At 56.2% G+C, this 14,520-nt stretch carries 11 protein-coding genes; 10 read left to right on the forward strand and 1 reads right to left on the reverse strand.

Annotated elements, in window-relative coordinates; all coding sequences use genetic code 11:
- Positions 1 to 15 precede the first annotated feature (15 nt).
- On the reverse strand, positions 16 to 726 hold the full coding sequence (locus EDC26_RS05495; protein ID WP_132580298.1) for a GntR family transcriptional regulator: 711 nt from the start codon (positions 724 to 726) through the stop codon (positions 16 to 18).
- Positions 727 to 950: 224 nt separating this feature from the next.
- Here EDC26_RS05495 and EDC26_RS05500 point away from each other — a divergent pair, with 224 nt between their 5' ends.
- The 10 genes from EDC26_RS05500 (at position 951) to hglS (ending at position 14,515) form a co-directional block, all read left to right on the forward strand.
- Positions 951 to 2,567, forward strand: coding sequence for an ABC transporter substrate-binding protein (locus tag EDC26_RS05500; protein ID WP_132580299.1), 1,617 nt, complete (start codon positions 951 to 953; stop codon positions 2,565 to 2,567).
- Between the two features lie 87 nt (positions 2,568 to 2,654).
- Complete coding sequence (locus tag EDC26_RS05505) at positions 2,655 to 3,605, forward strand: ABC transporter permease (RefSeq protein WP_132580301.1); 951 nt, start codon at positions 2,655 to 2,657, stop codon at positions 3,603 to 3,605.
- A 22-nt stretch (positions 3,606 to 3,627) separates the two neighbouring features.
- Complete coding sequence (locus tag EDC26_RS05510) at positions 3,628 to 4,503, forward strand: ABC transporter permease (RefSeq protein WP_132580303.1); 876 nt, start codon at positions 3,628 to 3,630, stop codon at positions 4,501 to 4,503.
- Positions 4,500 to 6,179: an ABC transporter ATP-binding protein gene (locus EDC26_RS05515; protein ID WP_132580305.1), complete on the forward strand. Its 1,680-nt coding sequence runs from the start codon at positions 4,500 to 4,502 to the stop codon at positions 6,177 to 6,179. The genes EDC26_RS05510 and EDC26_RS05515 overlap by 4 nt, the downstream gene beginning before the upstream one ends.
- 60 nt (positions 6,180 to 6,239) lie before the next feature.
- Positions 6,240 to 7,823 carry an FAD-dependent oxidoreductase gene (locus EDC26_RS05520; protein ID WP_132580307.1) on the forward strand — a complete coding sequence of 528 codons (1,584 nt, stop codon included), beginning with the start codon at positions 6,240 to 6,242 and terminating at the stop codon, positions 7,821 to 7,823.
- A gap of 58 nt (positions 7,824 to 7,881) precedes the next feature.
- Positions 7,882 to 9,192, forward strand: coding sequence for an NAD(P)/FAD-dependent oxidoreductase (locus EDC26_RS05525; RefSeq protein ID WP_165930920.1), 1,311 nt, complete (start codon positions 7,882 to 7,884; stop codon positions 9,190 to 9,192).
- A gap of 152 nt (positions 9,193 to 9,344) precedes the next feature.
- Positions 9,345 to 9,692, forward strand: a complete 348-nt coding sequence (locus tag EDC26_RS05530) for a RidA family protein (protein WP_132580311.1) — start codon at positions 9,345 to 9,347, stop codon at positions 9,690 to 9,692.
- A gap of 83 nt (positions 9,693 to 9,775) precedes the next feature.
- A complete protein-coding gene (locus EDC26_RS05535) occupies positions 9,776 to 10,141 on the forward strand; it encodes a cupin domain-containing protein (protein WP_132580313.1) in 366 nt (121 codons plus the stop codon).
- A 24-nt stretch (positions 10,142 to 10,165) separates the two neighbouring features.
- A complete protein-coding gene (locus tag EDC26_RS05540; protein WP_132580315.1) occupies positions 10,166 to 13,108 on the forward strand; it encodes an FAD-binding and (Fe-S)-binding domain-containing protein in 2,943 nt (980 codons plus the stop codon).
- Positions 13,109 to 14,515 (forward strand): 2-oxoadipate dioxygenase/decarboxylase HglS, encoded by a 1,407-nt coding sequence (gene hglS, locus EDC26_RS05545; RefSeq protein WP_132580317.1) that lies wholly within the window; start codon positions 13,109 to 13,111, stop codon positions 14,513 to 14,515.
- Positions 14,516 to 14,520: the final 5 nt, after the last annotated feature.

A 14,520-nucleotide genomic window follows, 5' to 3' on the forward strand; every position in this document is an offset into this window, starting at 1 on the left:
TTTATACGATGGTTTTTAGATGGCTGAAGCGGAAGGCCCCCGAGGCTCTTGTTTGAGCCCCCGGTGCAGCCTTACGACGCTGTTGAGGTGGTAGCGCATTTCGGCATCCGCCACGGCTATGTCGCGGCGGCCTAGCGCATTCAATATGCGTTCGTGTTCGGCAATGACCCCGTTAAACCAATTTGGCGTTGTTTTTGCGTCGCGCCTGCGTACCAGCTTGGCCTTGTCGTGTACCGCAGAAAGCTGCTCAAGCAGCAGGGGGTTGTTGGTGGTCGCGGCAATCGTTAGATGAAATTCGGTATCGAAATTCGCGAAAGCCGTCAGATCTTTGGCTGACAAGGCTTGAGATTGATTTTCAATGATTGCGTAAAGCTTCTCTATGGACGCATCGCCTGCCCGTTCTATAAATAGACGCACGGCCATTCGCTCGAGTGCTTCTCGCACTTCGTACAGGTCTTGAATTTCTTTGGTCGACATTTCTATGACTTGATAGAAACGGCCGCTGCGCCTGATCAGGCTTTCGTTCAGCAAATGCCGCAGCGCCTCCCTGACCGGCGTGCGGCTGACATTGAATTGCTCTCCAAGCTCGGACTCTTGCAAGAGAGTGGCGGGCAGTATCTTTTGCGCAAGAATGTCGGCCTTAAGGTGCTCGTAGACCCGGTTGCCTAACGGAACCGTTTCCGGATGCTGGAACTCAGTGCTCAGGGTTTGGTTCTCGTTCAGCATAAGGCTTCCTTTGTCGTGGCCATGTTTGGCCGTTTAACGGTAACCTTGTTGGTGAGGTTCCGTATACGTAATTCTTTTTGGGTATACTCAAATTATAAAATAAGCCAAATAAATTACAATATTAGGGGATAACCCTATTGAATTAATCTTTATTGGATAATAAAGTATACCGAACGTAAGGTGTAGAAGTGGTTATCAAAGCCCATCATGTCAAAGGAGGCGCTATGGCGTCCGAAAAAGATAGCAAGCGGGATAAGGAAAATATTGACCTCGTGCCGGCAGCAGGCAGGCCGATAAACCGGCGTCAATTCGGCGGGTTGCTGCTGGGCGCTGGCGCATCCTTGGCTGGGTGGGGCGTTTTTCAAACGGCTTATGCCGCGACGACAGCCGCGGGCGGTCCGAAAAAAGGGGGCCGGGTACGCATAGCCCTGAATTCCCAAGGGGCGAACGATACCTTTGACGGCGCACGCGCGCTCAACCCCGGCGACTTTATCCGATGTGCCAGCATATTTAGTTATTTGACTCGCATGGATGTCGACGGCAAGGCCCTGCCAGAGGTGGCCGAGTCATTTGAAAGTAGTGCCAACGGCAAGGAATGGATATTCAAGATTGCCAAAGGAATCGTTTATTCCGATGGCTCACCGTTGAAAATGGAAGATATCGTGTTCTCCATTTTGCGCCATCAGGACAAACAGGTCGTGTCCAGCGCCAAGCAACTGGTGGCGAATATCAAGGCAGTCAGGATAGACGGGCCGCAGACAGTTGTGGTTGAGCTGCAGGAGCCCGACGCCGATATTCCCGTAACGCTAAGCACCAGTCCTTTTACGATTGTCAAAAGCGGTACCTATGATTTTTCAAAGCCCATCGGCACGGGGCCTTTCGTCGTCAAGGAATTCACTGCGGGTGTGCGAACCATTTGTGTGCGCAATGACAAATACTGGAAGTCCGGCCAGCCCTATATCGACGAATTCGAAATGTTCCCTATCGTCGATCAGGTGGCTCGAGCCAATGCCCTGTTGTCGGGCGATGTGCAGATGGCCATTGATATTCGAGGCCCCAGCATTGCCCAGTTGAAGGGCTCGGCGACCGCCCAGCCGTTTATCACCAAGGCCCCGCGTTATACCGCCATACAGGGCGCAGTCAATATGGCTCCGGCGAATAATCCCAATTTAGGCCTTGCCCTGAGTTATTTGATAGACCGTGAGCGCGTGTTGCGCACCTCGTTGCTGGGCAACGGTGTGATTGCCAACGACTTCCCGATTATCAGCGGCTCCCCCTATTGCAATACGGCGCTGGAACAACGCAAGGCGGATCCGGATAAAGCCAAATTCTATTTGGCAAAAAGCGGGGTGGGAAACAACCGGGTGCCACTGCATGTCAGCGATGCGTCGGCCTTCAGTGTGGATATTGGGCAGATCTTGCAGCGCGAGGCGACCAATATAGGCTTGAACCTGGATTTGAAAAAAGAGCCGGCCGATAGTTACTGGTCTGCCATCGTCGGGAAACGGCCATTTTTTGCCACTACGTTCAATCCGCGCCCCACGTACAACATATTGTTGAATTTGACCTGGAAGACCGGCGCTCCATGGAATTTTTCCCATTACAGTAATCCGGCGCTCGATTCGCTGATCGATCAGGCTCGCGCCACGGTCGACGAGCCCAAGCGTATCGCGATATATCACGAAATCGACGCGATTTTGCATAATTCGGGCGCTTTGGTATTGCCGGCATTCATTAATTTTGTCGATGGCCTTTCGAATCGCGTCAAGGGCTTGAAGCCCATTCCGATTGCGCCCATGGGAGGGTGTTTCTTTACCGATCAAATCTGGCTGGATAGCTAAGAGTAGCGGGCAGGCGGCCAGCCAGGTGGGCATCGCCCGCCCCGCGTGGCCTGGCTGCCGGCAGCGTATACGAATTAGGAATCGTGGATGACGAAATTCTGGGTAGGCCGCCTTTTCTTGGCCTTGTTTGTGCTTTGGCTTGTCTCCATGCTGGTTTTTGTGGGCTGCCAGATATTGCCGGGCGATGTGGCCCAGCTTTCTTTGGGTCAATATGCAACCCCTGAGGCTGTAGCCACTTTGCGCGCTCAAATGGGATTGGACCATCCCGCCGTGTATCGCTATTTTGAGTGGCTGGCGGGTATGTTGCGGGGCGATTGGGGCGTTTCCATGGTCAGCAGAACCCCGGTTGCTTCCATGTTGTCCGAACGCGCGGCCAATACAGGGCTGCTGGCCGGTGTTACCGCGCTGATTGCGGTGCCCCTTTCAATAGGCCTGGGATTGTTGATGAGCCTGGGCACCGGTAAATGGATGGATCGTGTCGGGTCTGTTGTGGTGCTTGGTTTATCGGCCACGCCGGAATTCCTGATCGCGACGATTGCCGTATTGTTTCTGGCCGTCAAGTGGCATTGGTTTCCGGCAATTTCTTATTTGACTCCCGGTGCGGGGGTCGAAGCGCAGATCAAGGCTCTGTTTTTGCCGGTTATGACGCTGGTCATCGTCGTTACGGCGCAAATCGCCCGGATGACCCGCGCCATTATCAGTAATTTGTTGAGCCAGCCGTTTGCCGAAATGGCGATGCTCAAAGGCGTGCCGCGCACAACAATCGTGCGCAAACATGCCCTGATTCTTGCTGTGGGGCCCATCGCCAATGTGGTTGCGCTCAATGTGGCCTATTTGGTCAGCGGCGTTGTGGTGGTGGAGACTATTTTTTCGTACCCGGGGCTTGCGCGCCTGATGACCGATTCCGTTCTTTCCAGGGATATGCCGGTGATTCAAGCCTGCGCCATGCTTTTCAGCGCCGTGTATGTCGTTTTGATTCTGTTGTCCGATACGCTTGCGGCCGTGTTCGATGTACGCGGCTCCAGGGTAGGCCACTGAAGGTCATGTCAGGAAAACAATAATGAAATCCACCGAGTCAACGATCAGGGCGGCAAGTGGGCCGGCCGATACTACCTCCAAGAAGCCACCTGTCTCTCTGGTCTTGTGGGCCAGCGTCATTGTGCTGCTGGGATGCGTGCTGGTTGCAATATTCGCACCGTACCTGCAACCTTACGACCCGACCAAATTTGTGTCCTATACCCCGTTTCAGTTGTCCAGCTCGCAAGCCTGGCTGGGCACCGACGTTTTGGGCCGCGATGTCCTGTCGCGCCTGATCGGGGGTACGCGTCTTACTCTAATGATGGCGTTGGGCGCCACGGTGCTGGCTCATCTGATCGGCGATAGCCTGGGTTTGTATTCCGCGGTAAAGGGCGGGTGGATCGACTTGGTGTTGTGCCGGGTCGTTGATGTGGTTTTGTCCTTGCCGAAAATTATCGTGGGCCTGGTGGTGGTGGCGGCCTTGGGATCGTCCATCCACGTCATTGTGATTATTACCGGTCTGGTGTATTCCGCGAGTGTGTTCCGGATTGCCCGGTCGCTGGGCCTGGACCTGATACAGCAAGATTTTGTGCGCGTCGCTCAGGCTCGAGGGGAACGCACGGCCTGGCTGGTCTTTGGCGAAATTGTTCCCCACGTCATTTATCCCATGGCCGCCGATTTCGCCATTCGGGTCAGCTTTGCCATTTTGTTCATGAGCAGTTTAAGTTTTCTGGGGCTGGGTGTTCAGCCGCCCTTGGCGGACTGGGGCGGCATGGTTCGTGAAAATATCGAAGGTATTGCCGCGGGTTCCTATGCCTCCATCTATGCCGCATTGGCTATTGCCGTGGTGTCGGTTGCCTTGAATCTTCTGGTGGACGCCAGCGGCGAAGAAAGTGCTTTTGCGGAGATGCAGAAATGAGCCAGGCCGCGCTGCTTGAAATAAAGGATTTGCTGATCGCCCCTGCCTACGGAGGAAAGCCCGCCGTAAATGGTGTGTCGCTGACGGTTCGCGAGGGTGAGGTGCTGGCTCTGATCGGAGAGTCGGGGTCGGGGAAAACCACATTGGCGCTAAGCGCTTTGGGGCGCGTGCGCCCCGGACTGGCGGCTCAGCGCGGCGTGGTGCGGCTCGATGGCGTCGATATGCTGACTGCCAACGATAAAATCCTGCGCGCGATGCGCGGTCACGAGATCGCCTACATTGCGCAAAGCGCCGCCATGTCTTTTAATCAGCGCTTGCGCCTGGATGATCAGGTCATTGAGCCGGCATTGATTCGCAAGCTGATGTCCTCGTCACAGGCCCTGGATCGCGCACGCGAGCTGTACCGGGCATTGGGCCTGCCGGAGCCCGACAGCATCGGCGCGCGTTATTCCCATCAGGTGTCTGGCGGTCAGCTGCAGCGGTTCATGATTGCCATGGGTTTGTTGCTGCATCCCAAGCTGGTCGTTTGCGATGAACCCACCAGCGCGCTCGACGTAACGACACAAGTGGGTGTGTTGCGAGCCCTGAAGGAAGTGATACGCCGCAATCGCACCGCAGCCTTGTTCGTGAGCCACGATTTATCGGTGGTGGCCCAGGTTGCCGATCGGATAGCGGTCTTGCGCAAGGGTGATTTGATCGAGGAAGGCACGACGGCCGAGATCATCGAGAATCCACAGGAAAAATACACCCGCCAGTTAATAGCGGCTTGTCATCGCTGGCCTGTCGTTTCGGTCTCGTCCGCGCAGCGTGCCGCCAATACATCGGGTCACTATCTGGAGGCGCGGAACATTTGGGCCGGCTACGGCAAGATAGGGGCCGACGGCAAACCTAAAGCGCTGATTTTAAAAGACGTGTCCTTGAAGGTGAGGCGTGGCCAAGTGGTGGCCGTCATTGGCGAGTCAGGCTCCGGCAAGAGCACCCTGGCGCGTGTGGTGGCGGGTTTGCATTGCCGAGCGAGCGGCGAGTTGCGCGTAGCGGGCGAAACCCTGGCAAACGGTATCGAGGGCCGCACCAGCGGGCAGTTGCGGCGTGTGCAAATGGTGTTTCAGTCGGCCGATACGGCTTTGAATTCCAAACATACTATTGGCCGAACCCTGGGACGGGTGCTGAAGTTTTTTGGCCATGTCGTGCCGGCGCAGCGAGAAGCGCGAATTGCCGCTCTCCTGGAGATGGTCAATTTGCCTGCGCATTATGCCGCGCGCAAGCCGGGCCAGCTATCGGGCGGTGAAAAACAGCGAGTCAACCTGGCTCGGGCTCTCGCCGCAGAGCCAGAGGTTTTACTGTGCGATGAAATTACCTCTGCTCTGGATACGATTGTTGCGGCCTCCATTATCCGGCTGGTCGAAGACCTGCGTAACCGTCTTAACCTGGCCATTGTTTTTATCAGTCACGATATGGCGACGGTGGCGTCGCTGGCCGACGAAGTGGTGGTCTTGCAGCATGGGTGCGTCGTGGAAAGCGGCCCGGCCGCGCAGGTTTTGCTTGAGCCGCGCGAGCCCTACACAAAATTGTTGCTGGGTTCTGTGCCGGAATTGCGTCAGGGCTGGCTTGAGGAAGTGAAGGTGGTGATTGAGCCAGAGGACGAACCGGCGCTTGCCGAGTTTGACGGAAATTGAACGGGTTGGCCGGACAGATGCCTATCTGTGCCGTCATGGGAATAAATAGTGGAGTGTCCTGTGGTTGAAAGATTGACGCAAATTGATGGGCAAAGTTTTGACGTGATCGTTATCGGCGGGGGGGCGGCGGGTGCCAGCGCCTCCCAGAACCTGGCCGCCAAAGGCTATAAGGTTTTGCTGGTTGACAAGGGCGATTTCGGCAGCGGCACCAGCAGCCGTTCGAGCCGGCTGTTGTATTGCGGCCTGGCTCATTTGTCGCCGGACCATCCGGTCTGGCAATTTATTCTGAAGCCGGGTGATTTGATGCGCCGGATCCACATGGCGCGTCTGGCCATGAAATCCCGGACTCAACTCGTCCAGACGATGCCCGAGCGGTTAATTCCCCATACCTTTTTTTTCCCGGTCCACAAAGAGAGCGACTATCCAGGCTGGAAAGTGGACTTGGGCTTTCGCGCACTGGAATTGATAGGGTTTTCCAAGGTCAGCTTGAATTACAGGCGAATGTCCGCAAAGAAGGCGGCCGGGAAATACGGCATGGCGAAGTATCTGGCCGAAAACAGTTCCCTGGAGAGTGTGGGTGTTTATACGGAGTATCAGTACAACTGGGCTGAACGCATTTGTGTCGATACGATTCTGGACGCCGAACGATTGGGTGCAGCAACATGTAATTACGTCAAGGTAGTCCGTCTTGAATCTCAGCCCGACGGTTCCTGGCTTGTGTCATTGAAGGATGGGCTGGGGTCGGACAAAACGGCGCAGGTAACGGGGCGCATGCTGGTCAATACGGCCGGACCCTGGGTGGACCGCGTGATAGCCAAAACGGATAAGCCGGCCCGGAAAAAACACTTGATAGGCATCAAGGGGATAAATCTGGTCGTCAAATTGCCGCCCGAGTGCGAAGGGCAGGGCTTGGAGACGATCAGCAGTATCGGGCAGCCATACTACTGCATGCCTTGGGGAAAGTATCATTTTTTTGGCCCGACCGACACCGTTTTCGAAGGTGACCCCGACGATGCGCGTGTGTTGCCCGAAGAGATCGACTACGTTCTGAAAGAAGCCAATTTCCTGTTCCCCACCTTCAAGTTGACTGAAAAAGATATTGTGTATTCCTGGTGCGGTGTGCGTCCTCGAACTGCGGCCACAGGCGAAAAAGACATCGTCAAATTATTAAGCATCCATGAGCTGGAGGCCGAAGGGCTGCCCAATGCCATAGCGCTTACAGGAATGCCGATCATGAATCACCGTTACGCCGGCGAGAAAATAGCCGAACGTATCGGTCAGGCGATCAAGCCGACACGGCCGGCGGGCAAGTTATCGCACGCCGCCAAGCTCTTTCCTGAAGATCGCTCCTCGCCGCCTGTCGATGCCGAATATCCGAATGTCAGCATTGCGAATCTGCGCCATGCCGCGCGGCATGAACATGTGCGCACTTTGAGCGACTTGATGTTCCGGCGGGTCGGTTTGGGGTGGGGACACAACATGGGCCTGAATGTGGCGCGCCAGGCAGCCCAGGCGGTTGCCGACATTATGGGATGGGATGCTCCCGAGGTGGGCAGGCAAGTGGCCGACTACGAGCATTTCGTGCGGGAAAATTTCAACCCTTCTTATGCGGGCGGCTCCGAGAGCGCATCGAGCCTGCCATGAACAGGCCGGTCAGCCGTATGGGAGTCACTACTCTTTTGTATTTCAAGGATGCGACAGCATGACTGGTTTAGGCGGTCTTTTTCATCCGGACTTTGCCATCAGGCCCTACTGGTGGGATGAAACGCCTCCTGTTGATGAGCGTAACCCGGTTCCCGCCGTCGTCGATGTAGCCATTGTCGGTAGCGGCTATTGCGGCCTGGCGGCGGGCCTCGAGTTGGCCCGCAAGGGCCTGAAGGTCGCGGTATTGGATTCGGGCCGGATTGGCGAGGGTGCCAGCACTCGAAATGGCGGCATGGTCAGCGGAGGCCTCAAAGTGCCCGAGGCCATGCGGGCCAAGTTGGGTGAAGAGCGTTTTTCTCATATGGTGCGTGATTCGGTTGCGTCTTTTACGCACTTCGAATCATTTTTAAAGCGCGAGGGTTTCGATGTTCAGTATGAGCGTTGTGGGCGCTTTACCGGTGCGCATTCTCCAGGAGCGTATTTGCGCCAGGAACGGCAGGCTACCAACCTGGTTGGTGAGATGGGCTTGACCGTGCGCATGGTTCCCAAGGCTCGGCAACGCGAGGAAATCGGCAGTGACTTCTACCATGGGGGCATGGTGGTCGAAGAAAGCGGCGGCATCAACCCTGGGCGCTACCATCGCGCATTGCGCGAGGCGTACAAAGCGGCCGGCGGCACTCTGCACGGCTTTGCCAAAGTCGATAAGATTGAGCAGCGTGCGGGGCAATTTGCCCTTGCGACGTCGCGTGGGAATTTGCGTGCCGATCAGGTTTTTGTGGCGACTAACGGCTATAGCGGCGAGGTCATGCCCTATTTGCGCAAACGTATTATTCCGATCACCAGTTTTGTCATCGCCACCGAAGAGATCTCGCCCGCTCTGGTGCGCGAACTGAATCCAAACAAGCGCATGTTGGTGGATACCAAACGCATTCTTTACTGGTATCGGCTAACGCCCGACCACCGGCGGATTATTTTTGGAGGCCGGGCCAGTTTTCGAGACGTTAACGAGCGTGAGTCCGCGCGTAGCCTGCATCAGTTTATGTGCGGCATCTGGCCGCAAGTCCAGGATACGCGCATTACCCATGCCTGGAAGGGCAATGTGGCTTTTACGTTTGATCACCTGCCGCACATGGGCGTCCATGCGGGGGTTCATTATGCGGGAGGCTGCCAGGGTGCGGGAGTTTCCATGGCAACCTATTTAGGTTACCAGACAGCCATGAAAATGCTCGATCCCCAGAGGGCGCCATGCGGGTTCGACAGCCTTCCGTTTCCATCCAACCCTCTTTATTACGGCAATCCATGGTTTCTGCCGATTGTAGGCAATTACTACAGGGTTCTGGATCGTATGGAGCAGCGGACCGGCTGGTAGAACCGGCCGCAAATGCATGGCTCCGATTTTTCAGTAGTGCGTTTAAAAAGGCACGGATGACCCAGGCCATCGGGCACAGCACGGGCAGACGGACCTGGTCAATGGCCATTGGGTTGGGCCGGAAATAATTTCTTGATAGCGAGGTTGATGGCATGACTACTATTGCGCGGCTTAATCCGAATCGTCGATCCAGTTCCGCCGTTATTCACGGCAATACGGTGTATCTGGCGGGCCAGGTTGGCGTTGCCGGCGAGAGCGTCAAGGAGCAGACGGCTACGATCCTCGCCGCTATCGATCGCTGGCTGCGCGAGGCCGGCACCGATAAATCCCGACTCTTGCAAGCGACGATTCTGTTGGCCGACATGGCCGATTTCAAGGAAATGAACAAAGTCTGGGAAGCCTGGATCGACCCAGCGAATCCGCCCGCGCGAGCGACTAGCCAGGCCGTCCTGGCCTTGCCAGGGTACAAAGTTGAAATTGTTGTGATTGCAGCCCTCTGATAAGGCTGCTTGCGGACAGCGCGTACGTGCATGCCTTGTCATTATCTTTTCCCCTGCCATTATCTTTTTATATCGAGAGCGCCGTGTCAGATAAAAACCCGAGCCTGGTTCGTTTTAGTACTGGGCCTTTAACCAATCCAACCTTGGGTCAACCCAAACGCCCGCTCAGCGGCAACGCTTGTTTCCGCAGTGTTGCCATGTTTGAAGGCTATGAAGGAAATGTTCACGGCGGGGTGTGGGAAAGCACGAGCGGCACATTCCAGGCCGATACAACCGGCTACATCGAATTTGGTCATATTGTGGAAGGATCCTGCCGCGTTGTCGACCTGGATGGTACGGTCAACGCGCTGGGGGCTGGTGACTCATTTGTGATGCCGGAGGGCTATCACGGGCGCTGGGAGGTGGATTCGTTCGTGAAGAAGATTTATTTCATAACCAAAACGGCATAACCAGCAAGAAGAGTGCGGCTTAGCATGAATCAACTGATTGAACCTTCTCGTCAGGCATCGGCCTGGAATGCTCTTGAGAGCGACTTGGCAAATGCATTGGGCGATGTGGTCCATTTCGACAATTTGCATAAGTCGCTTTATGCGTCGGACGCGTCGAATTACCGGCAAATACCCATTGGCGTCGTGGTTCCCCGGACTATCGAGGAGTTTGTAGCGGCGTCGGCAATTTGCCATCGGCATCAGGTGCCTGTTTTGATGCGAGGCGGTGGAACCTCGCAAAACGGCCAATGCGTCAACGTGGCGGTTGTTTTCGATATGTCCAAGTATTGCAACCGAATTCTTGAGCTGGACCCGCAGGCCGGCAGCGCGGTCGTTGAGCCGGGAATAGTTTGCGATACCTTGCGCGATGCGGCGGAAGTTCACGAATTGACGTTTGCGCCGGACCCTGCGACCCATAGCCGTTGCACGCTCGGGGGCATGATCGGAAATAATTCCTGCGGTGCCCATTCAGTCATGGCGGGAAAAACGGTGGAAAACATCGAGGCGCTCGAAGTCATGACTTACGATGGCGAACGTTTTTGGGTCGGCCCCACCACCGATGCCGAGCTTAAGGGAATCATCGCTGCGGGTGGGCGACGAGGCCAGATATATGCCGACCTCAAAAGGCTCTCGGATAAATACGGTGATCTGATTCGAGCCCGCTTTCCCAACATCAAGCGTCGTGTGTCGGGCTATAACCTGGATCAGCTGCTGCCCGAAAACGGTTTTAACGTAGCGCGAGCCCTGGTAGGGACCGAAGGGACCTGCGCTCTGACTTTGAAGGCCCGGGTCCGCCTGGTCAAAAGCCCGCAAAAGCGAGTGCTGCTGATTCTGGGTTTCGACGATATTTATCTCGCGGCCGACGCCGTCCCGGAATACATGCCGTTCGGTCCCATTGCCATCGAGGGCCTGGATCGCCAGATTATCCGCGGGTTGCAAGCGCGCCAACTGCGTGCCGAAGAAATTGCCTTGCTGCCCGAAGGTGATGCCTGGGTTATTGTGGAATTCGGGGCTGATACGGTCGAGGATGCCATTGCGCAGGCCCGGCGCGCGGCCGATTATTTCAACCAGCGCGCGGGTTCGCGAGTCAGCACCAAGCTGATCGCCGATGGGCCCACTCAGAGCCGGGTCTGGCTGATTCGCGAAACCGGGGCATCGGCCACCTCGATCTCGATCGAGCCGGGGCGGCCTGATCCACTGGTAGGCTGGGAAGATGCCGCTGTGGACCCGATGCGCCTGGGCGATTATTTGCGGGCGTTTCAGGCACTGGTTGATCGCTATGGTTATGAAACATCGTTATACGGGCATTTCGGCGACGGTTGCGTTCATGCCCGGATTACGTTCGATACCCGCAGCACGGCAGGCGTGGCGAAATGGCGCGCGTTCACGCGCGAGGCGGCCGAGCTGGTGGTCGAGTTCGGCGGCTCTCTGTCCGGTGAGCATGGCGATGGCCAGGCCAAGGCCGAGTTCTTGCCCATCATGTTTGGCGAAGAGCTTATGCTCGCCCTGGAAGAGTTCAAGCGGATATGGGATCCCGGCAATCGGCTCAATCCCGGCAAGGTGGTCTTTGCCAACAAGATGGACGAGAATTTGCGGGTAGGCCCGGATTACAAAGTGGTAGGGCCGGTGACCCGCATGCAGTTCATAAGCCCCGAGGGGGCGGGCTTTCAGCGTGAGCTGGAGCGCTGTATCGGCATGGGGCGCTGCCGTTCTTTGAAAGGCAACACGATGTGCCCGAGCTACCGGGCCACACGTGACGAGAAATATTCTACGCGCGGCCGAGCTCACGTATTGTGGGAAATGCTCCAGGGTGAAATCATTACGGATGGCTGGCAAAGCACTGAAGTCAAAGAGGCGCTGGATACCTGCCTGGCCTGCAAAGGCTGCCGCAGCGACTGCCCGACGCATGTTGACATGGCCTCCTACAAGGCCGAGTTTTTATCGCATTTCTACGAAAAGAAAATGCGCCCGCGACAGGCCTGGAGCATGGGGCGCATTGGCGATTGGGCACCATGGGCGGCCAAGCTGCCCGGCCTGTCCAATTTCCTTACGCAAACTCCCTGGCTGGCCGGTTTTGCCAAGAAGTTAGCCGGTGTAGCTGCCGGTCGCGGCCTTCCAAAATTCGCCCGACACACATTTCGCCATGGATACCGGGCCGCTGCCTCTTCGGGGCGTCCCAGGGTCATGCTTTGGGTCGATACCTTTTGCGAGCATTTTCACCCCGATGTAGCGCGGGCAGCCCAGAAAGTCCTCGATCATGCAGGCTTCGATGTGGTGCTGCCGAACAAGAAATTGTGTTGCGGCCGGCCGCTGTACGATTTTGGCTATCTCGATGCAGCCAAGAGCCGGCTGCAGCAAATCATTGATTCGATCGGCAGTTCCTTTGAAGACGGGCAAGCGGGGCCGGTGGCGCTGGTTGGCCTTGAACCAGGATGCATGTCGGTATTCAAGGACGAGTTGGTGAAAATGTTTCCCGGCGACTCCAGGGCTAGGCGGATTGCCGATAATGCGTGGCTGTTGAGCGATTTCCTGGTTTCCCGGGACTACCAGCCGCCGCGGCTTGAGGTCGAGGTAATGATACATACGCATTGCCATCAGAAAGCCCTGTTTGGCGTCAAAGGCGATCAGGAGCTGTTGAATCGCATGGGGGCAACGTGGATCCAGCTGGACAGCGGCTGCTGCGGTATGGCGGGCTCTTTCGGTTTTAATCCCGACCATGAAGCCCTGTCGAGAAACATTGGCGAGCAGGTGTTATTTCCCGCGCTGCGCGCGGCCAAGCCGGATACGATAGTTTTGACCAATGGTTTCAGCTGCAAAGAACAGATCAAGCAGGGCGTGCGCCGGGACACTTTGCATATAGCCGAGCTGCTGCTGCGGGCGCAAACACGGCAATCATCGTTCATCAATCAAGATTTTGGATCAAAGTAAATGTCAGACAATACGTTTATCAGCACGGATGATACGCGCACCTTATTTTCGCAAGCCATGTCGGCGATGTATCAGAAGGAGGTGCCTCAGTACGGTACGCTGCTTGAGCTGGTTAAAGAGGTCAACACCCATGTGCTGTCTCAAGACGGGACAATAAGGCGGCAATTGGGCGACACCGGTCAGCTGAATCGCTTGGATGTCGAACGGCACGGCGCTATCCGAGTCGGGACGCCGCTGGAGCTGGCGACGCTGCGCCGCCTGTTTGCCGTGATGGGCATGATGCCTGTCGGTTATTATGACCTGACCGTCGCCAGCGTTCCGGTTCATTCAACGGCGTTCAGGCCGGTCGAAGAAGCGGCTCTGGCCGCCAATCCGTTCCGGGTGTTTACTTCTTTGCTGCGGCTGGAACTTATCGAGGATGACGCGCTGCGCGAGAAGGCAGCGGAGATTTTGGCGCAACGAGCGATTTTCACACCCTCGTGCCTCAAGCTTATCGAGCAATTTGAGGAAAATGGCGGGTTAACGCCCGAAAAGGCCCAAGAATTCGTTGACGAAGCCTTGTTTACTTTCAGATGGCACCATGAGGCAACGGTTGATGAAAAAACCTATGACTCGTTACGCAAGGCGCATCCCCTGATAGCGGATGTGGTGTGTTTCAAAGGCCCCCACATCAACCACCTGACGCCGCGCACTTTGGATATCGACCTCGCGCAGTCGCGCATGCCGCAACACGGCATAACGGCCAAGGAAACCATCGAGGGGCCGCCGCGAAGAGTGTGCCCGATATTATTGCGTCAAACCAGTTTCATGGCGCTTCGCGAACCCATTTTTTTCAAGAACCAGGATAGCGGTGGCGGCACGCATACAGCGCGTTTTGGCGAGATCGAGCAGCGCGGCCTGGCCTTGACCAAAGCCGGGCGTGCGCTTTACGACGAGCTTATTGCGCAGGTCCGCGAGATGACCCGGGGCGTCAATAAAGATATGTACGCCACGGTTTATCAAGATGCGCTGAACAAGGCTTTTGAGCAGTTTCCGGATAGTTTCGAGATACTGCGAAACCAGGGCCTGGGTTTTTTTTATGCACGCGTCAATCACGATACGCTCGCCGCCAAGCCGGCTATTGCCGCGCAGACCTGGGATGAGCTTGTCGAGCAAGGATATATTCGGTTCGATCCTATTACCTATGAAGATTTCCTGCCGGTCAGCGCCGCCGGGATATTCCAGTCGAATCTGGGCAGCGAAAACACAGAGAAGGATTACAAGCTCGTATCCAATCAGGCGATGTTCGAAGAGGCCTTGGGCATGAAGGTGCGTAACGAGATCTCTGTCTATGCCGAGCTGGAGCGGAATTCGAAATTGGACGCTTTGAAGATTCTTGGCCTTTCGGCCGATAAATACCTTGCATAATCCGC

This window comes from Paralcaligenes ureilyticus, from assembly GCF_004346225.1.
GTDB classification, from domain to species: domain Bacteria; phylum Pseudomonadota; class Gammaproteobacteria; order Burkholderiales; family Burkholderiaceae_B; genus Paralcaligenes; species Paralcaligenes ureilyticus.

Coding starts and splice junctions, on each gene's coding strand:
- EDC26_RS05495 (WP_132580298.1), bottom strand. CDS start 726: ATGCTGAACGAGAACCAAACCCTGAGCACTGAGTTCCAGCATCCGGAA.
- EDC26_RS05500 (WP_132580299.1), top strand. CDS start 951: ATGGCGTCCGAAAAAGATAGCAAGCGGGATAAGGAAAATATTGACCTC.
- EDC26_RS05505 (WP_132580301.1), top strand. CDS start 2,655: ATGACGAAATTCTGGGTAGGCCGCCTTTTCTTGGCCTTGTTTGTGCTT.
- EDC26_RS05510 (WP_132580303.1), top strand. CDS start 3,628: ATGAAATCCACCGAGTCAACGATCAGGGCGGCAAGTGGGCCGGCCGAT.
- EDC26_RS05515 (WP_132580305.1), top strand. CDS start 4,500: ATGAGCCAGGCCGCGCTGCTTGAAATAAAGGATTTGCTGATCGCCCCT.
- EDC26_RS05525 (WP_165930920.1), top strand. CDS start 7,882: ATGACTGGTTTAGGCGGTCTTTTTCATCCGGACTTTGCCATCAGGCCC.
- EDC26_RS05530 (WP_132580311.1), top strand. CDS start 9,345: ATGACTACTATTGCGCGGCTTAATCCGAATCGTCGATCCAGTTCCGCC.
- EDC26_RS05540 (WP_132580315.1), top strand. CDS start 10,166: ATGAATCAACTGATTGAACCTTCTCGTCAGGCATCGGCCTGGAATGCT.
- hglS (WP_132580317.1), top strand. CDS start 13,109: ATGTCAGACAATACGTTTATCAGCACGGATGATACGCGCACCTTATTT.